This window comes from Kitasatospora sp. NPDC058243 (genome assembly GCF_042882025.1).
Classification (GTDB): Bacteria; Actinomycetota; Actinomycetes; order Streptomycetales; family Streptomycetaceae; genus Kitasatospora.
This window is the reverse complement of sequence record NZ_JBHVWW010000007.1, coordinates 42,067-68,672: the sequence shown is the minus strand read 5'-3', so window position 1 is coordinate 68,672 and position 26,606 is coordinate 42,067. Positions and strand designations below refer to the sequence as shown.

Here is a 26,606-nt window from a genome sequence, read left to right as displayed (position 1 = left end):
CCCAGGAAAGGGGTCCTAGGAAAGGGGAGTCGGGCGGCCGGGCTGCTCGCCGCCGCGCTCCTTGATGTACGTCCCGGTCGGCACCATCACCTTGCGGCGGAAGATGCAGACGACCGTGCCGTCCTGCTTGTACCCCTTGGTCTCGACGTACACGATGCCGCGGTCGTCCTTGGACTTGGACGGCCACTTGTCGAGGACGGTGGTCTCGCCGTAGAGGGTGTCGCCGTGGAAGGTCGGCGCGACGTGCCGCAGCGACTCGATCTCCAGGTTGGCGATGGCCTTGCCGGAGACGTCCGGGACGGACATGCCCAGCAGCAGCGAGTAGATGTAGTTGCCCACCACCACGTTCCTGCCGAAGTCCGTCGTCCGCTCGGCGTAGTTGGTGTCCAGGTGGAGCGGGTGGTGGTTCATGGTGAGCAGGCAGAAGAGGTGGTCGTCGTACTCGGTGACGGTCTTGCCGGGCCAGTGCTTGTAGACCGCGCCGACCTCGAACTCCTCGTAGGTGCGTCCGAACTGCATCGCGGCGGGCCTCAGCTTTCCGGGATCTCGAACTTGGTGGTGCGCTCCAGGCCGGCGGCCCGGCCCTTGCCGGCGATGACCAGGGCCATCTTGCGGCTGGCCTCGTCGATCATCTCGTCGCCGAGCATCGCGGAGCCCTTGGCGCCGCCCGCCTCGGAGGTGCACCAGTCGTAGGCGTCGAGGATCAGCTCGGCGTGGTCGTAGTCCTCCTGGGAGGGCGAGAAGATCTCGTTCGCGGCGCCGACCTGGTCGGGGTGGAGCACCCACTTGCCGTCGAAGCCGAGGGCGGCGGCGCGCCGGGCGACCTCGCGGTAGCCCTCCTGGTTGCGGATCTGCAGGTACGGGCCGTCGATGGCCTGGAGGTCGTTGGCGCGGGCGGCCATCAGGATGCGCATCAGGATGTAGTGGTAGGCGTCGGCCGGGTAGCCGGCCGGCTGCTCGCCGACCACCAGGGACTTCATGTTGATGGAGGCCATGAAGTCGGCGGGGCCGAAGATGATGGTCTCCAGCCGGGGCGAGGCCTCGGCGATGGCGTCGACGTTGACCAGGCCCTTGGCGTTCTCGATCTGTGCCTCGATGCCGATCCGGCCGACCTCGAAGCCCATGGTCTTCTCGATCTGGGTGAGCAGCAGGTCGAGCGCCTTGACCTGCTCGGCGTCCTGGACCTTGGGCAGCATGATGCAGTCGAGGTTGGGGCCGGCGCCCTCGACGACGGTGATCACGTCGCGGTAGGTCCAGTGGGTGGTCCAGTCGTTGACCCGGACGACGCGGGTCTTGCCGCCCCAGTCGCCGTTGTTGAGCGCGTCGACGATGTGGTGGCGGGCGCTCTCCTTGACGAGGGGGGCGCAGGCGTCCTCCAGGTCGAGGAAGACCTGGTCGGCGGGGAGGCCCTGGGCCTTCTCCAGGAAGCGCGGGTTGCTGCCGGGCACGGCGAGGCAGGAGCGGCGCGGGCGCAGACGGTTGACGGTAGCCATGAGGGTGGGTCGGTTCCTTCCCAGTGGTCAGCTGGTGGGCGCGGGTGCGGGCGTCCAGGGCTGGAGCTTGTTGGCGAGCCGGATCTCGTCCACGATCCGGCCGATGATGGTGGTGATGCCGAAGTCCTTCGGGGTGAACACGGCGGCGACGCCGGCGGCCTTGAGGGCCTCGCCGTCCGCTGCCGGGATGATGCCACCCACGATCACCGGGACATCCTGCACCCCGGCCCGGCGCAGCCGGCGCAGGACGTCGGGCACCAGCTCGCAGTGGGCGCCGGAGAGGATCGACAGGCCCACGCAGTGCACGTCCTCCGCGACGGCGGCGGAGACGATCTGCTCGGGGGTCAGCCGGATGCCCTGGTAGACCACCTCGAACCCGGCGTCGCGGGCCCGGACGGCGATCTGCTCGGCGCCGTTGGAGTGTCCGTCCAGGCCGGGCTTGCCGACCAGCAGGCGCAGTTTGCCGGAGCCCAGTTCCTCGGCGGTGGCGGCGACGGCGGCGCGCACCGCGGCCAGTTCCCCGCCGGGTTCGGCGGCCACCGCGACCGGGGCGCCGCCGACGCCGGTGGGCGCGCGGTACTCGCCGAAGACCTCGCGCAGGGCGAAGGCCCACTCGCCGGTGGTGACGCCGGCCCGGGCGCAGGCGAGCGTGGCCGGCACCAGGTTGGCGTCGGTGGCCGCGGTGGCCTTGAGCTCGGCCAGCGCGGTCTGGACGGCGGCCTCGTCGCGCTGTCCGCGCCAGGCCTCCAGGGCGGCGAGCACGGACTGCTCGGAGGCCGGGTCGACGACCATGATGGCGGTGTCGAGGTCGGCCGTGAGCGGGCTCTCCTCGGTGGTGTCGAAGCAGTTGACGCCGACGATCTTGTCCTCGCCGGACTCGATCCGGGCCCGCCGGGCGGCGTGCGAGGAGACCAGGTTGGACTTCAGGTAGCCGGACTCCACGGCGGGAATGACCCCGCCCATCGCCAGCACCTTGGCGATCTCCGCCTCGGCGCCGGCCAGCAGGTCGGCGGTCTTGGCCTCGATCACCTCGGAGCCGTTGAAGAGGTCGCCGTACTCCAGCAGGTCCGACTCGTAGGCCAGCACCTGCTGGATCCGCAGCGACCACTGCTGGTCCCAGGGCCGGGGCAGGCCCAGCGCCTCGTTCCAGGCGGGCAGTTGGACGGCGCGGGCGCGGGCGTCCTTGGAGAGGGTGACGGCCAGCATCTCCAGGACGATCCGCTGGACGTTGTTCTCCGGCTGGGCCTCGGTCAGGCCGAGCGAGTTGACCTGGACGCCGTAGCGGAAGCGGCGCTGCTTCGGGTCCTGGACGCCGTAGCGCTCCAGCGTGACCTTCTCCCACAGCTGGGCGAAGGCGCGCATCTTGCACATCTCCTCGACGAAGCGCACGCCGGCGTTGACGAAGAAGGAGATCCGGGCGACCACCTCGCCCATCCGCTCGGCCGGCACCTGGCCGGAGTCGCGGACGGCGTCGAGCACCGAGATGGCGGTGCACATCGCGTAGGCGATCTCCTGGACGGGCGTGGCCCCGGCCTCCTGCAGGTGGTAGCTGCAGATGTTGATCGGGTTCCACTTGGGGATGCGGCCGACGGTGTAGGCGATCATGTCGGTGATCAGGCGCACCGAGGGGCCGGGCGGGAAGACGTGCGTCCCGCGCGACAGGTACTCCTTGACGATGTCGTTCTGGGTGGTGCCGGTGAGCTTGGCGATGTCGGCGCCCTGCTCCTCGGCGACCACCTGGTAGAGCGCCAGCAGCCACATCGCGGTGGCGTTGATCGTCATGGAGGTGTTGGTCTGTTCGAGCGGGATGCCGTCGAACAGGGTGCGCATGTCGCCGACGTGGCCGACCGGGACGCCGACCCGGCCCACCTCGCCGCGGGCGAGGAGGTGGTCGGAGTCGTAGCCGGTCTGGGTCGGCAGGTCGAAGGCGACGGACAGGCCCGTCTGGCCCTTCGCCAGGTTCCGCCGGTAGAGCGCGTTGGAGTCGCTCGCGGTGGAGTGCCCGGCGTAGGTGCGCATCAGCCAGGGGCGGTCGCGCTCGTGCTGATCGGTCATCGGATGGGCCTCAGACGTTCCGGAAGCGGTTGATCGCCGGCAGGTACAGCTCGCGCAGCGCGTGGTCGCGCACGCCCAGGCCCTCCTCCGGCGCCAGGCAGAGCACGCCGACCTTGCCCTGGTGCTTGTTGTGGTGCACGTCGAGGGCGGCCTGGCCGGTCTCCTCCAGGGAGTAGACCTTGGACAGGGTCGGGTGGATCTTGCCCTTGGCGATCAGGCGGTTGGCCTCGAAGGCCTCGCGGTAGTTGGCGAAGTGCGAGCCGACGATGCGCTTGAGCGACATCCACAGGTAGCGGTTGTCGTACTGGTGCATGAAGCCGGAGGTGGAGGCGCAGGTGACGATGGTGCCGCCCTTGCGGGTGACGTACACCGAGGCGCCGAAGGTCTCCCGGCCCGGGTGCTCGAAGACGATGTCGACGTCCTCGCCGCCGGTGAACTCGCGGATCTTCGCGCCCAGGCGCTTCCACTCGCGCGGGTCCTGGGTGTGCTCGTCCTTCCAGAACCGGTAGCCCTCGGCGGAGCGGTCGATGATCGCCTCGGCGCCCATGGCGCGGCAGATCCCGGCCTTCTGGTCGTTGGAGACCACGCAGATCGGGGTGGCGCCACCGGCCAGCGCGTACTGGGTGGCGTACGAGCCGAGGCCGCCGCTGGCGCCCCAGATCAGCACGTTGTCGCCCTGCTTCATGCCGGCGCCGTTGCGCGAGACCAGCTGGCGGTACGCGGTGGAGTTGACCAGGCCGGGGGAGGCGGCCTCCTCCCAGGTGAGGTGCTTGGGCTTGGGCAGCAGCTGGTTGGTCTTCACCAGGGCGATCTGGGCCAGCCCGCCGAAGTTGGTCTCGAAGCCCCAGATGCGCTGCTCCGGGTCCATCATCGTGTCGTTGTGGCCGTCCGGGGACTCCAGCTCGACGGAGAGGCAGTGCGCGACGACCTCGTCGCCGGGCTTCCAGGCGTTGACGCCGGCGCCGGTGCGCAGCACCACGCCCGCGAGGTCGGAGCCGAGGACGTGGTACGGCAGGTCGTGGCGCTTGGTGAGCGGCGACAGCCGGCCGTAGCGCTCCAGGAAGGAGAAGGTGGAGACCGGCTCGAAGATCGAGCTCCAGACGGTGTTGTAGTTCACCGCGCTGGCCATGACGGCGACCAGGGCCTCGCCGGGGCCCAGCTCGGGCAGGGCGACCTCGTCGAGGTGAAGGGACTTGCGGGGGTCCTTGTCGCGGCTGTCGAGGCCCGCGAACAGCTGCTCCTCGTCCTTGTGGAGCGTCACCGCTCGGTAGGACTCGGGAAGCTTGACGGCGGCGAAGTCCTCCGACGTGGCGTCGTTGCTGAGGATCGCGTCGAGGATTTCCTGCATGGCTGCCTCCGAAGGCGTACCTGTGTGAGGGCACAGGGCGTCTGGGGTAGCCGGGAGCGGACACCGGCTTCGCTGAGGTGGGTGGTGGTTGGTCGGGCTGGGCGCCCGGGGTGGACCGGGTCGAACGCGCACTGCTCCCGGGGTGTGGGAACGCCGGACGACGGCGCGCCGAGGTGGGGAGCCGCGGCGCCGCGACTGGTGAGTAACAAGGTAGTGGCACCCTGTGCCACTCGTAAAGACACCGGGTGTCACGAATTCCGGCGCGCTGGAGCGGCCCTCGAACGCGCTGCGGCGGACGCCGAAAGGGCCCGCGCCGACTGCTCGACGCGGGCCCTCGATATCGCTCTGACCTGGCTAGATGGTGACCTCAGGACTCCCTGGCGCCACTCAGTGCGGCCCGGATGCTGTCCACCACCACGTCCAGCGGAGCGTCCGTCCGGGCGACTGTGATGAGCACCTCACCTCCAGGACTGGCACTCAGTGCGCTCTCGGCCAGCACGTCACCGGGAGCCCCATTGGCACCCGGTGCCACCAGGGAGCCGCGGCGTCTGGCACCCGGCGTGCTGGCGGCCCAGAAGGTCCGCCGGATCACCTCGAAGGAGTGGTCCAGCTGCGCCTCCACGTCCCCGCGCCCGCCGGCCCGCAGCCAGCGCCGCAGCACGTGGTTGTGCGCCGCGACGACCGCCGCCGCCGACACCTCGGCCAGCATCGAGTCGTCCTCGCCGCCGCGCTGCCAGCCCGACGGGATGGACTCGCCGGTGTCGAAGCGGCCCAGCAGGTACCGGGTGAACAGCCGCTCGTACCGGGCCACCACGGCGATCTCCCGCTCGCGCAGCGCCGGGACCTGACGGATCAGCTGGTACCGCGCGACCGACACCCCCGGCGTCGAGGCGTACATCCGCAGCACCTCCTTGATGCCGCGGCAGACCACGTCCAGCGGGTGCTCCTCCGGCTCGGCGCTGGCCAGCAGGTCGGCCACCCGGACGAGGGTGTCGTCGTGGTCCGGGAAGATCGCCTCCTCCTTCGACCGGAAGTACCGGAAGAAGGTCCGCCGGGCCACCCCGGCGGCGGCCGCGATCTGGTCGACCGTGGTCTCCTCGTAGCCCTGCGAGGAGAACAGCTCCATCGCGGCCGTGGCCAGGTCCTGACGCATCTGCTGGCGCTGCGCCGCCGCCCGGCGGCTGCCCGGCCCCCCTTCCGGCCCGGTGCCCCCGGTCGAGGAGGCCGTCCGGTCGGCGCCGCGCGGTCCGGCGGAGTGCTGCGGGGTGGCTGACTGAACCCGATCCATGTCCGGAACGCTACACGGCCCCGGCGGTTCGGCCGCGGCCCTTCCCCGACGGACCGGTGCGACCGGGCCGGTGACGGCCGGTCTGGGCCAGCGCGCGGACACCGTCCCCGGGCTCCAGCCCGGTCTGACCGGGCCCGACCCGGCCGCGGACGGCCCGGCCCCGGGCGGCGCCGCCTCGCGCGCGGCGGCGCCCCCGGCAGCTGGCGTGGTCACCGGCGCGCGTGGTCGCGGAAGCCGCGGCCGGTCTTGCGGCCCAGGCAGCCGGCGGCGACCAGGTGCTCCAGCAGCGGTGCGGCCGCCAGGCCCGGCTCGCGGAACTCCTGGTGCAGCACCTGCTCGATGGTCAGCGAGACGTCCAGGCCGACCACGTCCAACAGCTCGAACGGGCCCATCGGGTAGCCGCAGCCCAGCTTCATCGCGGTGTCGATGTCGTCCACCGTCGCGTAGTGCTCCTGGAGCATCCGCACCGCGTCGTTCAGGTAGGGGAAGAGCAGCGCGTTGACGATGAAGCCGGCCCGGTCGCCGCACTCCACCGGGTGCTTGCGGACCTCGGCGGTCAGCTCCAGCACGGTCGCGGTGACGTCCGGCGCGGTCAGCACGGTGGAGACCACCTCGACCAGCTTCATGGCCGGCGCCGGGTTGAAGAAGTGCATGCCGATCACGTCCTGCGGCCGCGAGGTGGCGGTCGCGCAGCTGATCACCGGCAGCGAGGAGGTGGTGGTGGCGAGCACCACGCCCGGCCTGACGATCTTGTCCAGGGTGGCGAACAGCTCGCGCTTGACCGCCAGGTCCTCGGCCACCGCCTCGATCACCAGGTCCACGTCGGCCAGTTCGGCGTACTGGCCGACCGGGGTGACCAGCGCCAGCGCGGCGTCCCGCGCCTGCGCGCTCAGCCGGCCCCGGTCGACCGCGCGCGCCAGCGACTTCGCCAGCTGCGCCTTGGCCCGGTCGGCCTTCTCCTGGCTGCGGGCGGCCAGCAGCACCGGGCGGCCGGCCTTGGCGAAGACCTCGGCGATGCCGGTCGCCATGGTGCCCGAGCCGCAGACGCCGACCGTGCGGACCTCCCGGCCCGCCACCGCGGGCCGCGCCGGGCCGGTCGCCGCGTCGACGGCCCTGGACGAGCCGGGCGCCTCGTAGGTGTAGAAGCCGCGGCCGGACTTGCGGCCCAGCAGCCCGGCCGCGACCAGCTGGCCGAGGATCGGGGCGGGCGCGTGCAGGCGGTCCCGGGACTGCTCGTACATCGCCTCCAGGACGGTCCGCGCGGTGTCCACGCCGATCAGGTCGAGCAGCGCCAGGGGGCCCATCGGCAGGCCGCAGCCGAGCCGCATCGCGGCGTCGATGTCCTCCCGGGAGGCGTACTTGGACTCGTACATCGCGGCGGCCTGGTTCAGGTACGCGAACAGCAGGCCGTTGACCACGAAGCCGGCCCGGTCGCCGGCCGCCACCGGCTCCTTGCCGAGGTCCCGGGCGAACGCGGCGGCGTCCTCGGCGACCTGCGGGGAGGTCAGCACCGTGCGGACCACCTCGACCAGCTTCATGCTGTGCACCGGGTTGAAGAAGTGCAGGCCCAGCACCCGCTCCGGGCGGGCGGTCGCGGCGGCGATCCGGGTCACCGAGAGCGCGGTGGTGCCGGTGGCCAGCACCGTCCCCGCCGGGCAGATCCGGTCCAGCTCGGCGAAGAGCTCCCGCTTCAGCTCCAGCTGCTCGGGCACCTCCTCGACCACCAGCTCGGCCCCGGCGGCGGCCGACAGCTCGTGGCCGACCGAGATCAGCGCCAGCAGCGCGGTGCGCTCCCCGGCGGTGATCCGCTCCCGGTCGACCGCGTGCGCGGTCGCCTCCTCGATCCGGGCCAGTGCCCGGGCGGCAGAGTCCTCGGTGGCCTCGATGCCGATCACCCGGCGGCCGCTCCTGGCGACGGCCACCGCGACACCGGCACCCATCGTGCCGAGGCCGACGACGGCGACCGTGGAAAAGGGACGCTCCATCTGTCCTGACTCCTAGTCCTGAAGGGCCCGCGCACGCCCCGGCGGGCGGGCCGCCGCGCCCGCGCGTGCGGCGGGGGCGGCCGCCGCCGGGGGAGGGTCCGCGCGCGGGGCTGGGGAGATGACGGGTTCCGGCACACGGCCCCGGCGGCCGGTCCGCTCCGGCCGAACTGAGGGGTGTGCCGTGGTGCTCAGGCGCTCAAGGGTGAAAGGAAGCGGCTCTGATACGAGGAAGGAGACCCGGCCCGCCGCGGTTCGCGGCGCCGGCCGGTGAATGACGCACCGCGCGCCCGCCGTGGACACGGCGACCGCAGGCCCCCGCCGGTGCGGCTCCCGTAGCCCGGCGGTGGTGCGTCCGGCCACTGTAGCGAAGCTACCCGCGAGTAGGAAGGGGTGCGGGCGTCACAAAAGGCATCCGGACGGCGGGGCGGGGTCCGGTGGCGGCCCGAACGGGTGAACGGGCGGACGGGCGTCCACGGGGACCACCCGATAGGGGAGTTACCCGGCCGCGGCGGGCGGGGCAGCATGGGGGCATGACCCTCGGAACCGCCGCCGGCCCCGCCGCGTCCGCCTCCGGCTCCACCGGCCCGGCCGGAGGCCTCGGCGGGCACCTCGCCGCCGTCACGCTGCCCCCGCGCGCCGCGCGCGTCGAACAGGCCGAGGCCGCCGTCGACCGGCTGCGCACCGCTGCCGTCGACGCGGTGGCCGTCACCTGGGTGGACAACGCGGGCATCACCCGGGTCAAGGCCGTCCCGCTGGGCGCCCTGGTGCACGCCGCGCAGTGGGGCGTAGGCACCGCACCCTGCTTCGACGTCTTCCTCGCCGACGACGGCATCACCACCAGCCCGAGCACCGGCGGCCCCACCGGGGACCTGCGGCTCTACCCCGACCTCGACCGGGTCGTCCCGCTGGCCGCCCAGCCCGGCTGGGCCTGGGCCCCGGGGGACCGGCACACCCAGGCCGGCACCCCGCACCCCGGCTGCCAGCGGCTGTTCGCCCGCCGGATGGAGGCCGCGGCCGCCGAGCGCGGGCTGACCCTGCGGGCCGGCATCGAGGTCGAGTGGGTGGTCGCCCTCGCCGGCGGCCCGCAGGACGAGCCGCAGTACCCGACGCACGGCCCCGCGTACGGGATGCACCGGCTCACCGACCTCACCGACTACCTGCGGGACGTCCTGCGCGCCCTCGGCGAGCAGGGGCTGACCGTCCTGCAGATCCACCCCGAGTACGCCCCGGGCCAGTTCGAGGTCTCGGTGGCCCCCGAGGGCCCGGTCGGCGCCGCCGACACCTCCGTCCTGGTCCGGCACACCGTGCGGGCCGTCTCCGCCCGGCACGGCCTGCGGGTCTCCTTCGCCCCCGTGGTCGAGCCCGGCGCGGTCGGCAACGGCGGGCACCTGCACCTGAGCCTCTGGCGGGACGGCCGCAACCTCGGCCACGGCGGCCCCGGCCCGCACGGCCTGACCGCCGAGGCCGAGGGCTTCCTCGCCGGGGTGCTCGGCGCGCTGCCCGAACTCCTGGTGCTGGGCTGCTCCAGCCCGGCCGGCTACCTGCGGCTGGTGCCCTCGCACTGGGCCGGCGCCTACCAGTGCTGGGGCCTGGAGAACCGCGAGGCCGCGCTGCGCCTGGTGACGGGCTCCACGGGGGAGCGGGCCGACGCCGCCAACGCCGAGGTCAAGTGCTTCGACGCCACCGCCAATCCGTACCTGGCGGTCGGCGCGGTGCTCGCCGCCGGTCTCGCCGGCCTCGACCAACACCGGGAGCTGCCACCGGAGTTCACCGGTGACCCGGCCGCCGCCGAACCCGGCGCGGTGCCCCGGCTGCCGACCGGACCGGCGCAGGCGCTGGCCGCGTACGAGCGCTCGGCGGTGCTGCGCGAGGCGCTCGGCGGGCCGCTGTACGAGGCGGTGCTGGCGGTGCGCCGGGCGGAGGGCGAGCAGTACGCCGCCGCCACCCCCGAGCAGTTGGTCGCCGCCACCCGCTGGCGGTACTGACCGGTGCACGCCGGGGCCCCGGCGGTGCCCGCGCTGGTCGACCACCACTGCCACAGCGTGGTGGCGGCCGACCTCGCCGACGACGCCCTGGCCGGGCTGCTCACCGAGTCCGACCGGCCGCCCGCGCCCGGCTGTTCGCCCTTCGACAGCGCGCTCGGCCTGGCCGTCCGGCGCTGGTGCCCGCCCGTCCTCGGCCTGCCCGCGCACGCCCCGGCCGCCGACTACCTGGCCCGGCGGCGGGAGCTGGGCGGCGCCGAGGCCACCCGCCGGCTGCTGGCCGCGGCCGGGCTGGACACCTGCCTGGTGGACACCGGGCTGACCGCCGCCGCGGGCCTTCCGCTGCTGCCGCTCGGCGAACTCGCCGCGGCCGCCGGGGCGGTGGTGCGCGAGGTGGTCCGGCTGGAGTCGGTGGCCGAGGCGGTGGCGGGCCCGGCCGAGTCCTGGCCGCAAGCCGTCGGGGAGGCGCTGGCGGCGGCCGCCGCGGGTGCGGTCGCGGTCAAGTCGGTGCTCGCCTACCGGCACGGCCTGGCCGCCCCCGCCGAACGGCCCGCGCGGGCGGCCGTGGTGGCCGCGGCCGGCGCCTGGGCGCGCGGCGGGCGGGGCCGGCTGGCCGATCCGGTGCTGCTGCACCACCTGCTCTGGACGGCCGTGGACGTCTGTGCCGGGCTGGGCCTGCCGCTCCAACTCCACACCGGCTTCGGCGATCCCGACCTCACCCTGCACCGGGCCGATCCGTCGCTGCTGACCGGTTTCGTGCGCGCCGCCGAGCCGAGCGGCGTCCCGCTGGTGCTGCTGCACTGCTACCCGTACCACCGCCAGGCCGGGTGGCTGGCCCAGGCCTTCCCGACGGTGTACACCGACCTCGGGCTGACCGCCTCCTACACCGGCCCGCGGGTGGCTGCGGTGCTGGGCGAGATGCTGGAACTGGCGCCGTTCGGCAAGCTGTTGTTCTCCACCGACGCGTACGGGCTGCCCGAGTTGTACCTGGTGGGCGCCGCCCAGTTCCGGTACGGACTGGGGGCGGTGCTGGCCGACTGGCAGGCGGGTGGCGCCTGTTCGGCGGCGGACGCGCAGCGGCTGGCCCGGTTGGTCGCCGCCGACAACGCCCGGACGCTGTACTCACTGCCCGGCGCACCGTAGCACGTCGGCGGACCGTCACTTTTTAACACTCTTCAATTCTGTTGACATGTTGGGCCTCCGGACTCCTCGGTTCCGATGTTGGCCAACATGTGACGATTAGATGACTACCTCTTGCGCTTATCAGCGAATATTCATTAGCGTCCCGATCATTCCAGGCGCACCTGCCACACCGCAGCTGCCGCATGACGACTCGGGAGGGCCAACCCCTATGAGAGTTCCTCGGATCAGCCGGACCCGGTTCGCGGCGGTGGGCCTCGTGCTCGCCACCGCCGGCGCCCTCGCGCTCCCGGCCGGCACCGCCGTCGCGGCCCCCTCGGCGGGCTCGACGACCGGTCCGCTGCTCAGCTACGTCGTCAACACCAAGGCCAACCACGGCCAGGTGCAGAAGGTCGAGAAGGCGATCACCGCCCTCGGCGGCTCGGTGGTGTACTCGTACGAGCAGATCGGCGTCGTCATCGCCCGCTCGGACGACACCGCGTTCGCGCAGAAGCTGCGTCAGGCCAAGGGCGTCGACTCCGTCGGTGCCAGCCGCACCAAGGGCATCACCGCCGCCGACCAGGCCAAGGCCGACGTCGCCGCCGAGCCCTCCGCCGCGCCCGCCGCCGGTCAGGAGCCGTACGAGGCCAACCAGTGGGACATGCGCCAGATCGGTGTCGACAAGGCGCACAAGCTCTCGCTCGGCAGCCGCAACGTCACCGTCGGCGTGCTGGACTCCGGCATCGACGCGACGCACGAGGACCTGGCCGCCAACGTGGACGCCTCGCAGTCGGTCTCCTGCATCGACGGCGGCAAGCCGAACACCGACTGGAAGTCCTGGCAGCCCACCACCAGCGACCACGGCACCCACGTGGCCGGCACGATCGGCGCCGCCAAGAACGGCAAGGGCGTCGTCGGCATCGCCCCGAACGTGAAGCTGGCCGCGGTCAAGGTCGTCGACGACGGCGGGTTCATCTACCCCGAGTACGCGATCTGCGGCTTCGTGTGGGCCGGTGAGCACCAGTTCAAGGTGACCAACAACAGCTACTACGTCGACCCGTGGATGTTCAACTGCCCGAACGACAAGGACCAGGCCGCGATCAGCGCCGCCGTCCGCAAGGCGGTCTCGTTCTCGCAGCGCAAGGGCGTCCTCAACGTCGCCGCGGCGGGCAACGAGAACATCGACCTGGCGCACAAGACCGTTGACGTCGCCAGCCCGGACGACACCACCAAGGTGACCCGCCCGGTCACCAACGACTGCCTGTCGCTGCCGACCGAGCTGCCCGGCGTCATCGCCGTCTCCTCGGTGGGCGTCAAGGGCGACAAGGCGTACTACTCCAGCTACGGCAAGGGCGTCGTGACCGTCGCCGCGCCGGGTGGCGACCGCCGCTACCAGCTCCCGGACACCCCGGACAAGGACGGCCGGATCCTCTCCACCATCCCGGGCAACAAGTACGGCTACATGCAGGGCACCTCGATGGCCACCCCGCACGTCGTCGGCGTGGTCGCGCTGCTCGCCAGCACCTTCCCGTGGGCCAACCCGGACGAGCTGACCGAGCTGCTCACCAACCAGGCGGAGTCGCACCCCTGCCCGACCGGCGAGTACAACCCGGGCGGCACCGGCGCGTACAAGGCCACCTGCGAGGGCGGCGCGGACGACAACGGCTTCTACGGCGCGGGCATCATCAACGCCGAGAAGGCGGTCCAGTGGTGGCGCTGACGCGCTGACCACGGCGACACCTGAACACTGAGCCGGGGAGCGGGCCCATCCGGGTCCGCTCCCCGGTCGTTTCCGGGCCTCCGTGCCCGGGCCCCGCCCTGCTGACTTCCACGGGCGGGCCCCGGCCCACTCATTCGACGTGCTGGTCCCAGCCCGTCTCCACCGACGGCTTGCCGTGCAGGTCCGGGACTTCCCGGAGCCAGGCGGGCCGGCCGGCCCGCGTCCGGGCCTCCCGGCGGCGTTCGGCCTCGCGCAGCTGCTCGGGGGTGGCGAAGCCCTCCGGGAGCCACTGCGCGGAGAGCACCACCCGGGCGGCCAGGTGGGTCACGTAGGCGTGCCGGACGGCGGCCACCGAGTCGAAGCCGGGCTCGTCGGCCAGCCACTCGTCCGGGACGAGCGCCAGCACCTCCTCCAGCAGGCCGACGGTGACCAGCGGGCCGAGCTCCTCGTCGGCCAGCCGGACGTCCGGGGCCGCGCCGCCCAGCGCGTGCGCGCTGAGGTCGTAGCGCTTGCCGACCGCCGCCTCGGCGGTGGCCCAGCGGTGGTGGAAGATCAGCGCGGCGCCGTTGTCGATCAGCCAGAGCCGTCCGTGCCAGACCACCAGGTTGGGGTTGTGGACGGTGCGGTCGACGTTGCCGGTGAGGGCGTCCAGCCAGACCACCCGCCCGGCCTCGGCGGAGTCCACCGGGATCATGCCCGGCCGGTAGTCCCGCGCGCCGGGCAGCAGGTCCATCCCGAGGTTGAGGCCGCCACTGGCCTTGAGCATGTCCTGGATCTCGGTGTCGGGCTCGTCCGCGGCGACGGCCGGATCGAAGTCCACCAGCCGCAGCTCGGGGACGCGCAGGCCGAGCCGCCGGGCCAGCTCGCCGACGATCACCTCCGCGACCAGCGCCTTGCGGCCCTGCGCGGCGCCGGTGAACTTGACCACGTAGGTTCCCAGGTCGTCGGTCTCCACCACACCGGGGACGGAACCGCCGGACCGCAGCGGGTCGACGTAGCGCACTGCTGTCACCAGATCGAGCACACCGGCCACCCTATCCCGCCGCCCCGCCACCTCTGCGGGCCGTCCGGTCGGCCTGCGCCCCCGGCGCTGTGATTGGCTTGCCGGTGAGAATCGGAAGACCAAACGGACGAGGAGAGCAAGGCCATGGGACAGGTGCAGGCCACCACCGAGCGGGACTACGACGCCGCCCCCGAGCGGGTGTACGAGGCGCTGGCCGACTACCAGGTGACCCGCCCGAAGCTGCTGCCCCCGCAGTACAGCGAGTACGAGGTCCGGGTCGGCGGCACCGGCGCCGGCACCCAGGTGCACTGGAAGCTGCAGGCCACCGAGAAGCGCGTGCGGGACTGCCTGTTCACCGTCTCGGCGCCCTCGCCCGACCAACTGGTGGAGAAGGACGCCAACTCCAGCATGGTGATCACCTGGACCGTCTCGGCGGCCGGCGAGGGCCGGTCGAAGGTCACCGTCTCGGCCACCTGGCAGGGCGCGAGCGGCATCGGCGGCTTCTTCGAGCGGACCTTCGCCCCGAAGGGCCTGAACCGGATCCACGACCAGGTGCTGGCCAACCTGGCCGCCGAGGTCCGCTGAGTCCGCGGAGTTCACCGAGTTCACCGGGTTCACCTTTCCGCGGAAATTCGCCCGGGAATTCGAGCGGCCCGTCCACCCGTACGAGCGGAAAGCCGTACGGGTGGACGGCCCGCCACCTGCGGGTGACGAGGGCCGCCCGGCGCGGGGGAGCCACCCTAGGCTCGCCGCCGTGCATATGACGATCCTTCACATTTCACAGCCCGTGGACGGCGGAGTCGCCCGCGTCGTCGCCGATCTGGTCCGGGGGCAGCGCGAGGCCGGCCACCGGGTGCTGGTCGCCTGCCCGGGCGGCGGACGGCTGGCCGAGGAGGCCGCCGCCGTGGGCGCGCTGGTCCATGACTGGCCCGCCGGGCGCTCGCCGGGCCCGGGCACCGCCGCCGAGGCGTGGCGGCTGCGCCGGATCGTCCGGGCGGCCGCGCCCGACGTGGTCCACCTGCACAGTGCCAAGGCCGGGCTGGCCGGCCGGCTGGCGGTACGCGGCGCGGTGCCGACCGTCTTCCAGCCGCACGCCTGGTCCTTCGCCGCCGTCGAGGGCCCGCTGGCCACCGCGACCCTGCACTGGGAGCGCTTCGCGAGCCGCTGGGCGCACCGCCTGCTCTGTGTCAGCGTCCAGGAGCGGGCCGACGGCGTCGCCGCCGGGGTGAGCGCGGACTGGGCGGTGGTGCCCAACGGCGTGGACGTCCGCCACTACGCACCCGCCGACCGCCGGGCGGCCCGGATCGCGCTGGGCCTGGACCTGGACGCGCCGCTCGCGGTCTGCGTCGGCCGGCTGTGCCGGCAGAAGGGGCAGGACGTGCTGCTGGCGGCCTGGCCGGAGGTGCTGCGGGCGGTGCCGCAGGCCCGGCTGGCGCTGGTGGGCGGCGGCCCCGAGGGGAACCGGCTGGCGGATCTGGTCCGGGAGTCGGCCGAGCCGTCCCGGGTCCGGCTGGTCGGGGACGTGCCGGATCCGAGGCCGTGGCTGGCGGCGGCCGACCTGGTGGTGCTGCCCTCGCGCTGGGAGGGCATGGCGCTGGCCCCGCTGGAGGCGATGGCGGTGGCCCGTCCGGTGCTGCTGACCGACGTGCCGGGCGCCCGGGAGTGCCTGCCCCAGGCCGAGCGGGAGCGGGCGGTGGTGCCGCCCGAGGACGTGACCGCGCTCGCCACCCGAATGGCGGAAGCGCTGTCCGATTCGATCGAGTGTGAGCGGCGCGGGGCGCGGCTGCGCGATCACGTGGTCGCCCGGCATGACGTCCGCACGGTGGTCGAACAGGTGGACGCGCTGTACCGCCATCTGCTGGGTGCCGGTCCGGCGGCCGGGCGGCGCCGGGCCCGTGTCCCAGAGCGGATCTGATCGTTTCACATGCCGTGAATGCCCGCCGATCCGGCGCCGTCGTATTCGCACCCTCAACCGGATAGGGACGAGGCGTCAAATCCGAAATACCTATTAATGGGCGGCTGGAATGAAACGGCAAGTCAACTTCCAGCCTGCGCAGCCCGGTTATGTATTGTCGGATTTCGCCTGCTTCGTTTCGATTTCACGCCGGGAATTCGCGACTGAGCCCTTCATGGCCGCGCCCCGCGCGGCCGGGCCCGGTGCGAGAGGACCGAAAGCCGCCAGCGGTAGCAGGTGCTGTCAGGACCGCGCCCACCGGGCCGGGACGGCCGCTCCGCGCCATCCGGTGCCGGGGCGCCGTCACCCCGGGCACACAGCAGGGGAGTTCGTGCGCTGATGACCATTGACCACGACAGCGTGCCGCGAGCGGGTCGGTCCCTGTCCGGCCCGCGGCGGCCCGGTACCGGGCTGCTCGACCGTCCGGCCGGATCCGCCCGGACCCGGACGGTGCCGCCGCCCCGCCGGCCCCGCGGGGCGGTCCGTTCCCGGCTCGCCCTGCCGCTCGCGCTGGTCCAGGTCGACGCGATCGCGCTGTGCACCGCCACCGGCCTCGCCAACCGGGCCGTCGACCCCGCCGTCCCGCTCGCGCCGCTGCTCGGTGCCGCCGCCGTCCTGCCCCTGCTGCTCGTGCTCAACCTGGTCGGCGGCCTCTACCGCACCCGGCTCACCCTCTCCGTCCTGGACGAACTGCCCGCGCTGGCCGTCCGGGCCGTCGTCGCCACCGCCTTCGCCGTCACCCTGGCCGGCTGTCTGGACGGCCGCTGGCCCGACTGCGGCCCGGCCACCCCGGCCCGGCTCACCGTCCTGCTCGGCGTCCAGCTGCTGATCGCCGCCGTCGGCCGCGCCGTGCTCTACCACCTGGTCCGGCGGATCCGCCGCAGCCGCCCCAACCCCGTCCTGGTGCTCGGCGCCGGCCGGCTCGGCCGCCGGGTCGCCGCCGCCCTCAGCGAGCGCGGCGAGTACGGGATGCGCCCGGTCGGCTTCCTCGACGCCGACCCGCCGCTGCTCGCCGGCGACACCGACCTGCCCGTCCTCGGCGGCCGCGAGGTGCTGGAGCGCGAGGTCCGCCGGCACCGGATCCACCACGTGGTCGCGACCGCCGGCGCCGCCGACGAGGCCGAGACCGCCGCCGCCCTGCGCGACGCCGCCCGGCTCGGCTGCCAGGTCTGGCTGGTGCCCGCGCTGCGCGAGCACGGCTCGCTGCCCGCCGGCCCGCTGTCCGGAGCCGACCACCTGTGGGGCTTCCCCTGCCTGCGGGTCGGCAGCCCGGCGATGCGCCGCCCCGGCTGGGCCGCCAAGCGCGCCCTGGACGTCACCGCCGCCGGGCTCGGCCTGCTGCTGCTCGCCCCCGTCCTGGTGCTCTGCGCGCTGGCCGTCCGCTTCGACACCGGCCCCGGCGTGCTCTTCCGCCAGCAGCGCACCGGGCTGGACGGCCGGGTCTTCACCGTCCTCAAGTTCCGCACCCTGCGCCCGAGCAACGAACACGAGTCGGCGACCCGCTGGAACATCTCCCAGGACCACCGGATGGGCGCCGTCGGCCGGCTGCTGCGCCGCAGCTCGCTGGACGAGCTGCCGCAGCTGTGGAACGTGCTGTGCGGCGACATGAGCCTGGTCGGCCCGCGCCCGGAACGCCCCTACTTCGTCATGAGGTTCGGCCAGGCCTACCCCGAGTACGCCGACCGCCACCGCGTCCCGGTGGGCCTGACCGGCCTCGCCCAGGTCAACGGCCTGCGCGGGGACACCTCGATCGAGGACCGGGCCCGGTTCGACAACCGCTACATCGAGAGCTGGAGCCTCTGGCAGGACGTCAAGATCCTGTGCCGCACCGCGGTCCTGATGCTCCACCCGGACGGGAGCTGACCCGCGTGGCCCTGACCCTTCCCGCCGTCCCCCGGCTCGCGTTACGCAAGGCGCTGCCCGCGCTCGCGGACCGGCCCAGCCTGCTCGCCGCGGCGACCGTCCTGCTGGTCTGCGTGCCCACCGGCGAGAAGGACGTCGCCGCCGCCGTTCACGTCACCGCCGCCGACGTGGCCTCGCTGGCCCTGGTCGCGCTCACCGCGCTCAACCTGCTGCGCGGGCGGCTGCCCGCCGTCAGCCGCGCCACCTGCGTGCTGTTCGGCGGCATCGTGGTCGCCGCCGCCGTCGCCACCGTCGGCTCGATCGACCCGGCCACCAGCCTCACCGGCTTCGTCCGGCTCACCCAGGTGTTCGTCCTGGTGCCGGCCGGGGTGCTCTGCTCGCTGCGCGACCGCGTCGACCAGCGGCTGGTCCTCGGCTCCTTCGTGCTCGCCGCGCTGATCCAGGGCGTGGTCGGCGCGCACCAGTACCTCACCCGGACCGGCGCCTCCTACACCGGCCAGCCGATCCGGGCCGTCGGCACCTTCGGCGCCCTCGACATCATGGCGATGTCCACGGTCGTCAGCTACGGGCTGCTCGCCGCCCTGGCCCTGGCGCTCGCCGAGCGCCGCCCCGGCGGCGACGTCCGGCTGCGCCGCGCCATGTTCGCGGCCGCCGCCTTCCTGGCCTTCCCGCTCGCCGTCTCGTTCAGCCGCGGCAGCTGGATCGCCACCGCCGCCGCGGCCACCGTGCTGCTGCTGCGCGCCGACGCCCGGCTCGCCGTCCGCGGAGCCGTCCTCGGCCTGGCCGCCGCGGTCGTCCTGGTCGGCGGCCTCGGCCTCGGCGCCTCCGGCGTCACCGCGCGGCTCGGCTCGATCGGCTCCGTCTCCGCGGCCCCCGACCAGTCCGTCTCCGACCGCTACGACCTGTGGTCCACCGCCGGGCGGATCTGGCAGGACCACCCCGTCCACGGCGCCGGCCCCAAGGCCTTCCAGCAACTGCGCGACAGCCACGCCCCGCTGCGGCTCTCCTCCGGCAGCGACGCCGCCGACTCCACCATCGGCTTCCAGCGCGAACCGCTGCTCTCCCCGCACAACATGTACTTCCTGGTGCTCAGCGAGCAGGGCCTGATCGGCATCGTCGCCTACGCCGCGCTCTTCCTCGGCCTGCTGCTCGGCTGCCTGCGCCACTCCCGCGGCCCGGCCCTCGCCGCCCTGGCCCTGCTCACCTGGGTGCTGGTCGACTACCTGTACGCGGACATCGGCGGCACCACCACCGTGCTGACCTCCGTCGTCCTCGGCCTCGCGGCCCGGGCCTGCGTCGCGGAGGCCGACCCGCGATGACCACCGACCAGCCGGCCCTCGCCTCCGCCGTGCCCGCCCCGCGCGGCGTCCGCGCCGGCGGCCGGCCGTCCGGGCCCGATCCGGCCCCCCGGCGCGGCTTCCTCGCCAAGGCCTTCGGCATCACCGCCGTCCTCAGCGCCGCCGGCTCCGGCCTCGGCCTGCTGCGCGACCTCCTGCTGGCCCGCTACTTCGGCGCCAACCAGGGCACCGACGCCTTCCTGGTCGCCTGGACCGTCCCGGAGACGGCCGCGCCGCTGCTGATCGAGGACGCCATGTCCTTCCTCATGGTGCCCGCCTTCGCGCTCGCCCTGGTGCTGCGAGAGGAGGACCCGGACGCCCCCGACCCGGTCCGCCAACTGGTCCGCGCCACCCTGCCCTGGCTGCTGCTCGCGCTCAGCGGGCTCGCGCTGGCCGCCGCCCTCGGCGCCCCGCAGCTGGTCGAGCTGCTCGCCCCCGGCCTGGCCAACCCCGGCCTCGCCGTCACCTGCACCCGGATCACCGCGATCACCGTGCTGCCGTTCGGCGTGGCCGGCTACCTCGCCGCCGCGCTGCGCGCCCACCACTGCTTCACCGCGCCGGCCGGCATCTACGTCGCCTACAACGTCGGCATCCTCGCCGTGCTGCTCGGCTGCCAGTCCTTCCTGGGCGTGCGCTCCGCCGCCCTCGGCGTCGCGCTCGGCAGCCTGCTGATGGCCGGCCTGCTGGTCGCCCCGTTCCTGCGCCGGCTGCGCCAGGGCGCGGGCCCGGGATCGCCCCCCGGCGCGGGCCGCGCCCGCCGCTCCCGCAAGGCGCTGGTGCTGATGCCGTTCGCCCTGCTGCCGGTGGCCGCGTTCACCCTGACCCGGCAGTCGCAGGTCTTCGTCGAGCGCTACCTCGGCTCGGCGCTGCCGCCCGGCACCATCTCGCACCTCAACTACGCCGCCAAGGTCTCCCAACTGGCCATGACGGCCGGCATCCTGATCTGCACCGTCACCTTCCCGCTGGTCGCCCGGGCGCTGGCGGCCGGGGACCTCACCGCCGCCCGGGACCGCGTCGAGAAGGACCTCGGCCAGGCCGCGGCGGTCGTCCTGGTCGGCACCGCCTTCCTGATGGCCTGCGCCCCCTCGGTGGTCTCGCTGCTCTTCCAGCGCGGCGCCTTCGGCCCGCGGGACACCGCCGCCACCGCCGCCGTCATCCGGGTCTACAGCTTCGGCCTGCCCGCCCAGGCGCTGATCGGCGTGATGATCCGCCCGTACTTCTCGCTGCGCCCGGTGGTCCGCCGGGCCGACGATCCGGGAACCGAGGACGGCGGCCGCCGGCTGCTGGACTGGTTCCCGGTCGCCGCGATGCTGCTCGGCCTCGGCGTCACCGTCGTGGTCAGCCTGCTCGCCACCCCCCGCTTCGGCGCCCTCGGGCTCGCCGCCGGGAACGCGGCCGGCATCACCGTCGCCGCCGCGCTGCTGCTGCACGGCCTGGTGCTGCGCGGCATCCCGCTGCGGCTGCGCCGGGTGCTCGGCGGCCACGCCCGGCTGCTGGCCGCCGCCGGTGGCGCCACCGCCCTCGGCGCCGCCGTCGCCGGGCTGGCCACCGGCCCCCTGCTCTCGACCCTCCTCGGGGGCCTCACCGTGGCGTTGGCCTTCGCCGTCCTCGGCACCGGCCTCGGCGCGCGTGAGGTGCGCGGTCCGGTCCTCGCCGTGGCCCGGGCCCTGAACCCGCCAACCGTCGCCGATGAAGGGAAGCTTCCCCATGGACAATGAACGGGGAACCGTCCGTTCGACCCAGGCGGGCGTCCGCCGCCAGGCCGTACCGGCCGCAGCCGCACCACGCGGCGACCTCCCGTACACCGACTCCGCCGGGCCGAAGGCGCGGCTGTCCAGGAGCCGCCGCCCGCTCGGCGAACCGTCCGGCCCCGCTTCCTCCTCGCCGTGGATCCTGATGTACCACTCGGTGGCGGTCGAGAAGGAGGACCCGTACCAGCTGACCGTCAGCCCCGAGCGGTTCGCCGAGCAGGTCGCCTGGCTGCACCGGCGCGGGCGGCGCGGCGTCTCCGTGCGCGAGCTGATGCGGGCCCGGGCCGCCGGCCGGGACGACAGGCTGGTCGGGCTGAGCTTCGACGACGGCTACGCGGACTTCGCGCGCCACGCCGTGCCGATCCTCCAGGCGTACGGCTTCACCGCCACCGCGTACGTGGTCGCCGACCTGCTCGGCCGGGACAACGGCTGGGACACCGAGGGGCCGCGCAAGCAGCTGCTCACCGTCCAGGAGGTCACCGAACTCGCCGCCGCCGGTTGGGAGATCGGCTCGCACGGCCTCGGCCACCAGGCGCTGCCCGGCCTGCCGGCCGACGTCCTGGCGGTGCAGACCCGGGAGAGCCGGCGCCTCCTGGAGGAGGTGGTCGGCGGCCCGGTCACCGGCTTCTGCTACCCGTACGGCGCCGTCGACCTGCCCGCCACCCAGGCCGTCCGCGACGCCGGCTACGACTACGCCTGCGCCATCGCGCACTCCCCGCTCACCGGCCGCTTCGCGCTGCCCCGCTGCTACGTCGGCGACCGCGACGGCGCCTGGCGGCTGCGTGCCAAACGCGGCCGGCAGCGGCTGCGCGACACCGTCACCGAGCTGCGCCGAAGCCCCCTGGTCGCCCGGCGGGGGGCCCGGCCGTGAGGGTCCTGCACATCGTCACCGGCCTCGCCTCGGGCGGCGCCGAGCGCCAACTCCAGTTGCTGCTGAGGCACTTGCCCGCACACCAGCAGTGCGAGGTGGTCGCACTGACCAACCCCGGCACGGTCGCCGCCGCGCTGCGCGGCGACGGGGTGACCGTCCACCACCTCGGCATGCGCGGCAACCGCGACCTGGGCGCGCTGCCCCGGCTGGTCCGGCTGGTCCGCTCCGGCCGCTACGACCTGGTGCACACCCACCTGTACCGGGCGCAGCTGTACGGCCGGCTGGCGGCCCGGCTCGCCGGGGTCCGCGCGGTGGTCTCCACCGAGCACTCGCTGCACGCCGGGGTGATCGAGGGCCGCCCGGTCACCCGCGGCGTCAAGGGCCTCTACCTGGCGGCCGAACGGCTCGGCAGCACCACCGTCGCGGTCTCCCGGCAGGTCGCCCAGACGCTGCACTCCTGGGGCGTCCCACCGGCCCGGGTCGAGCTGATCCCCAACGGCATCGACACCGCCCGCTACCGCCGCCCGGCCGCCGACCGGGCCGCGACCCGCCGCCGGCTGCGGGCCGAACTCGGCCTGCCGGAGGGGAGCTGGGTGGTCGGCGGAGTCGGCCGGCTGGTCCCCGGCAAGCGCTTCGAGGTGCTGCTGGAGGCCCTCGCCGCACTCGACCCGGCCGCCCGGCTGGTGCTGGTCGGCGCGGGCCCGGAGCGCGCCGCGCTGGAGCACCGGGCCGCCGCCCTCGGCGTCCGGGAACGGCTGGTGCTCACCGGCGAGCGCGACGACGTGCCCGACCTGCTGACCGCCCTGGACGTGCTGGCCGCCCCCTCCACCGCGGAGACCTTCGGCCTCGGCATCCTGGAGGGCCTCGCGGCCGGCCTGCCGGTGCGGCACAGCGCCTGCCCGGCGCTCGACGAACTGCCGCCCAGCGCCGCCCCGCAGGCCCGCCGGATCCCCTCCGAGGGCGCCGCGTACGCCGCCGCGCTGCGCGACCTGCGGCACCTGAACGACCACAACGCCGACCCGCTGCCGCACCCCCCTGCGGTCGGCCACTACGACATCGCCCGGGTCGCCGCCGACCTGGGCGCCCTCTACGACCGGCTGGCCCGCGCTTGACCGCCCGCCGCCGCCGGAACCGCCGTCACATACCCAAGGAGTCACACCCATGACCACACCGCGCCGAAGGGCCCGCCACCTGGTCCGCCGCTGGTGGCCGGTGGCGCTCGCGGTGCCGCTGGGCGCCGCGGCCGGCGCCGGGTACGCCGTCGTCTCGCACCCCTCGTACGCCGCCAGCGCCTACGTCCTCGTGGTGCCGCAGAATCCGGGGGAGGCCGCCACCGCGACCAACTTCGCGCAGGCGTACGGGCGGTTGGCGGGCCAGCCGCAGGTGCTCGCGGTGGCGGCCGTCGAGACCGGCCACACCCGTGCCCAGCTGGAGTCCCTGGTGCACGGGACCACCTCCCCGGACGCCCCGATGATCGAGATCACCGGCACCGGGACGCGCCCCCAGGAGGCGGCCCAGACCGCCGACGCGGTGGCCCGCTCGCTGGTCTCCTTCGCCAACACGAGCAGCAAGGACACCAGCGTCCGGCTGGTGACGCTGGCGCCGGCCGCCGAGCCGGACAAGCCGACCACCCCGTCCGCCGCGCTGGACGTCGCGGTCGGCGGCGCGGCCGGGCTGCTGGTGGGGGCCCTGGTGATGATGACCCGCCGCCGGGGCGAGGCCGCCCCGCCGGAGTCCGCCGAGGCCGCCGAGGCCGCAGAGCCCGCAGAGGCCCCGGTGGAGCCGACGACGCCGGCCACCCCCCGCCCGCGCGGCGAGGAGCCGCCCGCCGCCGACCGGGCCGGGCAGGCCGACGAGGCCGGCAGGACCGGCCAGGCGGAGGAGACGGAGAAGATGGAGAAGGCGGAGAAGGTCGAGGAGGCGGAGAAGGCCGAGGAGGCGGAAGGGCAGCCCGGGAAGCCCGCCGCCGCGAAGAACAGCGCCGAGGAGCCCCCGGCCAAGGAGAAGGCCGCGGCCGGGAGCGGGCGATGAGCACTGAGACCCGGCACACCGGCCTCCCGGCCCAGCCGGCGGCGCCGGGCTGGACCACCGAGCTGCGCCGCGAGGACGACGCCCTGGACACCCTCGCCGAGGAGTGGGACGACCTGGCCGCCCGCTGCCGGACCGCCACCTTCTTCCAGGCCGCCGACTGGCAGCGCTCCTGGTGGCGCCACTACGGCAGTCCGGGCGACCTGCTGGTGGTGCTCGTCCGCCGGGACGGCCTGCTGGTCGGCGCGGGTGCCTTCAGACGCCGCGGCGGCCCGCTCGGCGGGCTGACCGCCCTGGGCGCCGGGCTGGTCGACTACTCGGACGTGCTGCTCGACGACGACTGCGCCGACCGGGCCGCCGCCGAGTTCGCCGCCGCCCTCCCGCTCACCCGCCCGTGGCACTCCCTGGAGCTGCGCGAGGTGCACCCCGAGGCGGCGGTGCAGCGGGTGTACGAGCACTGGCACGGCCGGCGCCGCCGCTACCAGGACTCGCTCTGCCAGTACCTGCCGGCCGTCCCGATGGACCGGCTGCTCAAGCGGGTGCCCGGCAAGACCGCGCAACGCAGCCGGGTGAAGCTGCGCAAGATCGCCGAGGCCGGGGTGCAGGTCAGCTCGACGTCGGCGGCCGAGGTGCCGGCGGCGCTGGAGGGCCTGCTGCGGCTGCACTTCCTGCAGTGGCAGCAGCGCGGCGTCACCCCGGAGCACCGCACCGAGCGCTTCGCCCGCCACCTGACCGAGTCCACCGTCGGCCTGGTCGCCACCGGCAGGGCGACCGTCCACCAGTTCCGGCTGAACGGCGAACTGGTCGCGGTGAACCTGCTGCTGCTCTGCCCCTCCTTCGGCGGCCTGTACATGTACGGCGCGCACCCGGTGCTGCGCGAGCGGCTGGACATCGCGGGGCTGCTGTTCAGCGCGGCCCTGGACGAGACGGTCGGCGCGGGCGTCCCGCTGCTCGGCCTGCTGCGCGGCCAGGAGCCGTACAAGCAGCGCTGGCGGCCGGACCAGCTGTCCAACCAGCGCCTGCTGTTCGGTCCGCCCGGGCCCGCGCCGGCGGCCATCGCCCGGTCCGGCGCGGTGCGCGTCCGCCAGCAGGCGGCGCACGTGCTGCGGACCCGCTTCCCGCGGCTCAAGGAGGCCCTGCTGGCCCGCCGCCGCGGCTGACCGCGCCCGCCCCCGCCCGGGCTCAGCGCCGGGCGGGCGTCCGGGCCGCTGACGGGCTCGCGAAGGGGCTCGGGGAGGGGCTTGGGGAGGGGCTCGCCGACGCGGTGGCCGAGGGGCCCGGCGACGGGCTCGCGGACGGGCCGGGCACCACGTTCGGGGCCCCGGGCCCGGTCGGCGGCGCGGGCGGGCGCGGCGCCACCGGCGGGACGATCGGCTGGACGGGGGCCTGGGGCGCCGGCGGCACCACCGCCGGCGCCCCCTTCGACCCGGACATCAGCTGCTTGAACCGGGCGGCGGAGCGCGGGTTGCGGTCGCACTCGAAGAAGCCGTGCGGGCAGTAGTCGGTGACGGTCTGGTAGGCGGTGTCGTGGGTGCGCATCCACTCGACCATCCGCTGCACGAACTCCGGGTTGTCGCCGTTGCGGAACAGCCCCCACTCCGGGTAGGAGACCGGCTTGCCGCGCTTGGCGGCGAACTCCACCTGGTCCTGCAGCCCGTACGGCTCGCGCACGTAGTCGTCGAAGGTGCCCCCGGCGGGCTGGTCGTAGCTGTCCATGCCGATGATGTCGACCACGTCGTCGCCGGGGTAGCACTTGGTCCACGGGATGGCGTCCAGGCCCCGGTTCGGGGTGAAGTCGAAGCGGAACCGCTGCCCCGGCACCGAGCGCATCACACCGACGATCCGTCGCCAGTAGGCCTTCCAGGAGGACGGGTCGGGCTTGCAGCGGTGCGTGTAGGTGACGCCGTTCATCTCCCAGCCGAGGGTGAGCACGGTGTCCGCGCCGCCGAGGGCGACCAGCCGGTGGGCGAGCCGCAGGAAGTGCCGGTCGAAGTCCCCGCGCGCGCCCTGGGCGAGCAGCTTGGCGACCTCGCCGTCCGGCACGTTCGCCTCGTTGGGTACCAGCATCGGCACGCCGAGGACGAGCGTCCGGGACGGGTCGGCCAGCCGCCACTGCGACCACATGCCGAGCACCATCAGCTCGCCCTCGACGTCGGCCCAGCCGTTGCCCGCCAGGTAGGTGTGGCCGACTTGCAGGTTGGCGTCGCCCAGCCACTGCGCGTACCGGCCGATCTGCGGGATGTAGTCGTCCCAGGAGCCGACGAAGGCGCCGAACGGCGGCTCGTGCTTGGGCCGCTGGACGGGCGGGCGGGGGGCGGCGCCGCGCGGCTCGAAGGCGTCCGAGGAGAGGGAGTGCCGTTCGGTCTGGCTGAGCGGCGACCCGGCCGGGACGCTGGCCGTGGCCATCAGCAGCAGGGCGGCGGCAGCCAGCGTCAGGCGGCCGATTCGCATGGTCTCTCCTCCGGGCGTCGAGGGGCGGGGGCGCGCTGGACGGACCGTGGCGCTCCGCTCGCCGACAGTAGGCCCGGCGGGCGTCGGAAAAGCCGAATGTCACCCTAAAGTGGGCGGTATTCGAACGCCGTCTGCCGCAACGCCCGGCCGGGTCTTGCCGCGTGTATCAGCTCTGTAACGGTCCGGCCGGGGCCCGGCGCCGGGCCCCGGAGCGGGCGGCGGCCCGGCCTCGGCACCGACGGTGCAGGTGGGCGGGCGGGTGCGCGGGGAGGGCGCGCGCGGCCGGACGCGCGGTCCGAGGGGTGGGGCGGGGGCAATTCCAGGCTGACTCGCGTGCCCGGTGAAAGGTACGCTCCGG

20 protein-coding genes are annotated in these 26,606 nt (G+C 74.3%); 12 read left to right on the top strand and 8 right to left on the bottom strand.

What is annotated here, in order from left to right; translation table 11 throughout:
* Nucleotides 1-15: 15 nt before the first annotated feature.
* The 6 genes from ACFVX9_RS07500 to ACFVX9_RS07475 form a co-directional block, all read right to left on the bottom strand.
* Complete coding sequence (locus ACFVX9_RS07500) at nt 16-519, bottom strand: MaoC family dehydratase (protein WP_380376418.1); 504 nt, start codon at nt 517-519, stop codon at nt 16-18.
* A gap of 11 nt (nt 520-530) precedes the next feature.
* Nucleotides 531-1,493, bottom strand: a complete 963-nt coding sequence (locus tag ACFVX9_RS07495) for a CoA ester lyase (RefSeq protein WP_363369053.1) — start codon at nt 1,491-1,493, stop codon at nt 531-533.
* A 27-nt stretch (nt 1,494-1,520) separates the two neighbouring features.
* Complete coding sequence (locus ACFVX9_RS07490; RefSeq protein WP_063349594.1) at nt 1,521-3,548, bottom strand: protein meaA; 2,028 nt, start codon at nt 3,546-3,548, stop codon at nt 1,521-1,523.
* A gap of 10 nt (nt 3,549-3,558) precedes the next feature.
* Nucleotides 3,559-4,896, bottom strand: coding sequence for a crotonyl-CoA carboxylase/reductase (gene ccrA / locus ACFVX9_RS07485; RefSeq protein ID WP_387980880.1), 1,338 nt, complete (start codon nt 4,894-4,896; stop codon nt 3,559-3,561).
* Between the two features lie 367 nt (nt 4,897-5,263).
* Complete coding sequence (locus tag ACFVX9_RS07480) at nt 5,264-6,184, bottom strand: TetR family transcriptional regulator (RefSeq protein WP_371519426.1); 921 nt, start codon at nt 6,182-6,184, stop codon at nt 5,264-5,266.
* A 209-nt stretch (nt 6,185-6,393) separates the two neighbouring features.
* Nucleotides 6,394-8,169, bottom strand: a complete 1,776-nt coding sequence (locus tag ACFVX9_RS07475) for a 3-hydroxyacyl-CoA dehydrogenase family protein (protein WP_380482705.1) — start codon at nt 8,167-8,169, stop codon at nt 6,394-6,396.
* Nucleotides 8,170-8,699: 530 nt separating this feature from the next.
* Here ACFVX9_RS07475 and ACFVX9_RS07470 point away from each other — a divergent pair.
* The 3 genes from ACFVX9_RS07470 (at nt 8,700) to ACFVX9_RS07460 (ending at nt 12,990) form a co-directional block, all read left to right on the top strand.
* Nucleotides 8,700-10,154 carry a glutamine synthetase gene (locus tag ACFVX9_RS07470; RefSeq protein WP_387980877.1) on the top strand — a complete coding sequence of 485 codons (1,455 nt, stop codon included), beginning with the start codon at nt 8,700-8,702 and terminating at the stop codon, nt 10,152-10,154.
* A 3-nt stretch (nt 10,155-10,157) separates the two neighbouring features.
* Nucleotides 10,158-11,294 carry an amidohydrolase family protein gene (locus tag ACFVX9_RS07465; protein ID WP_387980875.1) on the top strand — a complete coding sequence of 379 codons (1,137 nt, stop codon included), beginning with the start codon at nt 10,158-10,160 and terminating at the stop codon, nt 11,292-11,294.
* 208 nt (nt 11,295-11,502) lie between these two features.
* Entirely contained in the window at nt 11,503-12,990 is a 1,488-nt protein-coding gene (locus ACFVX9_RS07460; protein ID WP_380376432.1) for a S8 family serine peptidase, read from the top strand.
* A gap of 130 nt (nt 12,991-13,120) precedes the next feature.
* Here the strand turns inward: ACFVX9_RS07460 and ACFVX9_RS07455 are convergent, their stop codons facing one another.
* On the bottom strand, nt 13,121-14,014 hold the full coding sequence (locus ACFVX9_RS07455; protein ID WP_380482699.1) for a HipA family kinase: 894 nt from the start codon (nt 14,012-14,014) through the stop codon (nt 13,121-13,123).
* Between the two features lie 123 nt (nt 14,015-14,137).
* Here ACFVX9_RS07455 and ACFVX9_RS07450 point away from each other — a divergent pair, with 123 nt between their 5' ends.
* The 9 genes from ACFVX9_RS07450 (at nt 14,138) to ACFVX9_RS07410 (ending at nt 24,957) form a co-directional block, all read left to right on the top strand.
* Nucleotides 14,138-14,578 (top strand): SRPBCC family protein, encoded by a 441-nt coding sequence (locus ACFVX9_RS07450; protein WP_063349600.1) that lies wholly within the window; start codon nt 14,138-14,140, stop codon nt 14,576-14,578.
* A gap of 175 nt (nt 14,579-14,753) precedes the next feature.
* On the top strand, nt 14,754-15,908 hold the full coding sequence (locus ACFVX9_RS07445) for a glycosyltransferase (RefSeq protein WP_380376436.1): 1,155 nt from the start codon (nt 14,754-14,756) through the stop codon (nt 15,906-15,908).
* 378 nt (nt 15,909-16,286) lie between these two features.
* The gene (locus ACFVX9_RS07440; RefSeq protein WP_387980872.1) at nt 16,287-17,810 is read left to right on the top strand and encodes a sugar transferase; all 1,524 of its coding nucleotides are present in this window, start codon (nt 16,287-16,289) and stop codon (nt 17,808-17,810) included.
* A 5-nt stretch (nt 17,811-17,815) separates the two neighbouring features.
* Nucleotides 17,816-19,129, top strand: coding sequence for an O-antigen ligase family protein (locus tag ACFVX9_RS07435; protein WP_387980870.1), 1,314 nt, complete (start codon nt 17,816-17,818; stop codon nt 19,127-19,129).
* Nucleotides 19,126-20,865 (top strand): lipid II flippase MurJ, encoded by a 1,740-nt coding sequence (locus tag ACFVX9_RS07430; protein ID WP_380482693.1) that lies wholly within the window; start codon nt 19,126-19,128, stop codon nt 20,863-20,865. The genes ACFVX9_RS07435 and ACFVX9_RS07430 overlap by 4 nt, the downstream gene beginning before the upstream one ends.
* Nucleotides 20,855-21,769: a polysaccharide deacetylase family protein gene (locus tag ACFVX9_RS07425; RefSeq protein WP_387980868.1), complete on the top strand. Its 915-nt coding sequence runs from the start codon at nt 20,855-20,857 to the stop codon at nt 21,767-21,769. The genes ACFVX9_RS07430 and ACFVX9_RS07425 overlap by 11 nt, the downstream gene beginning before the upstream one ends.
* Nucleotides 21,766-22,881 carry a glycosyltransferase gene (locus ACFVX9_RS07420; protein ID WP_387980866.1) on the top strand — a complete coding sequence of 372 codons (1,116 nt, stop codon included), beginning with the start codon at nt 21,766-21,768 and terminating at the stop codon, nt 22,879-22,881. The genes ACFVX9_RS07425 and ACFVX9_RS07420 overlap by 4 nt, the downstream gene beginning before the upstream one ends.
* A gap of 49 nt (nt 22,882-22,930) precedes the next feature.
* Nucleotides 22,931-23,800 carry a Wzz/FepE/Etk N-terminal domain-containing protein gene (locus tag ACFVX9_RS07415; protein ID WP_380482689.1) on the top strand — a complete coding sequence of 290 codons (870 nt, stop codon included), beginning with the start codon at nt 22,931-22,933 and terminating at the stop codon, nt 23,798-23,800.
* Nucleotides 23,797-24,957 (top strand): GNAT family N-acetyltransferase, encoded by a 1,161-nt coding sequence (locus ACFVX9_RS07410; protein ID WP_380376453.1) that lies wholly within the window; start codon nt 23,797-23,799, stop codon nt 24,955-24,957. The genes ACFVX9_RS07415 and ACFVX9_RS07410 overlap by 4 nt, the downstream gene beginning before the upstream one ends.
* Before the next feature lie 22 nt (nt 24,958-24,979).
* Here ACFVX9_RS07410 and ACFVX9_RS07405 read toward each other — a convergent pair whose 3' ends face one another.
* Nucleotides 24,980-26,248, bottom strand: coding sequence for a glycoside hydrolase family 26 protein (locus ACFVX9_RS07405; protein WP_387980863.1), 1,269 nt, complete (start codon nt 26,246-26,248; stop codon nt 24,980-24,982).
* Nucleotides 26,249-26,606 lie beyond the last annotated feature (358 nt).

Excerpts from the sequence above, each read along its gene's own strand:
- ACFVX9_RS07475 (WP_380482705.1), bottom strand. The coding sequence starts at position 8,169 with ATGGAGCGTCCCTTTTCCACGGTCGCCGTCGTCGGCCTCGGCACGATG.
- ACFVX9_RS07430 (WP_380482693.1), top strand. The coding sequence starts at position 19,126 with ATGACCACCGACCAGCCGGCCCTCGCCTCCGCCGTGCCCGCCCCGCGC.
- ACFVX9_RS07495 (WP_363369053.1), bottom strand. The coding sequence starts at position 1,493 with ATGGCTACCGTCAACCGTCTGCGCCCGCGCCGCTCCTGCCTCGCCGTG.
- ACFVX9_RS07445 (WP_380376436.1), top strand. The coding sequence starts at position 14,754 with ATGACGATCCTTCACATTTCACAGCCCGTGGACGGCGGAGTCGCCCGC.
- ACFVX9_RS07425 (WP_387980868.1), top strand. The coding sequence starts at position 20,855 with ATGGACAATGAACGGGGAACCGTCCGTTCGACCCAGGCGGGCGTCCGC.
- ACFVX9_RS07460 (WP_380376432.1), top strand. The coding sequence starts at position 11,503 with ATGAGAGTTCCTCGGATCAGCCGGACCCGGTTCGCGGCGGTGGGCCTC.
- ACFVX9_RS07500 (WP_380376418.1), bottom strand. The coding sequence starts at position 519 with ATGCAGTTCGGACGCACCTACGAGGAGTTCGAGGTCGGCGCGGTCTAC.
- ACFVX9_RS07450 (WP_063349600.1), top strand. The coding sequence starts at position 14,138 with ATGGGACAGGTGCAGGCCACCACCGAGCGGGACTACGACGCCGCCCCC.
- ACFVX9_RS07470 (WP_387980877.1), top strand. The coding sequence starts at position 8,700 with ATGACCCTCGGAACCGCCGCCGGCCCCGCCGCGTCCGCCTCCGGCTCC.
- ACFVX9_RS07480 (WP_371519426.1), bottom strand. The coding sequence starts at position 6,184 with ATGGATCGGGTTCAGTCAGCCACCCCGCAGCACTCCGCCGGACCGCGC.
- ACFVX9_RS07415 (WP_380482689.1), top strand. The coding sequence starts at position 22,931 with ATGACCACACCGCGCCGAAGGGCCCGCCACCTGGTCCGCCGCTGGTGG.
- ACFVX9_RS07440 (WP_387980872.1), top strand. The coding sequence starts at position 16,287 with ATGACCATTGACCACGACAGCGTGCCGCGAGCGGGTCGGTCCCTGTCC.
- ccrA (WP_387980880.1), bottom strand. The coding sequence starts at position 4,896 with ATGCAGGAAATCCTCGACGCGATCCTCAGCAACGACGCCACGTCGGAG.
- ACFVX9_RS07405 (WP_387980863.1), bottom strand. The coding sequence starts at position 26,248 with ATGCGAATCGGCCGCCTGACGCTGGCTGCCGCCGCCCTGCTGCTGATG.
- ACFVX9_RS07410 (WP_380376453.1), top strand. The coding sequence starts at position 23,797 with ATGAGCACTGAGACCCGGCACACCGGCCTCCCGGCCCAGCCGGCGGCG.
- ACFVX9_RS07490 (WP_063349594.1), bottom strand. The coding sequence starts at position 3,548 with ATGACCGATCAGCACGAGCGCGACCGCCCCTGGCTGATGCGCACCTAC.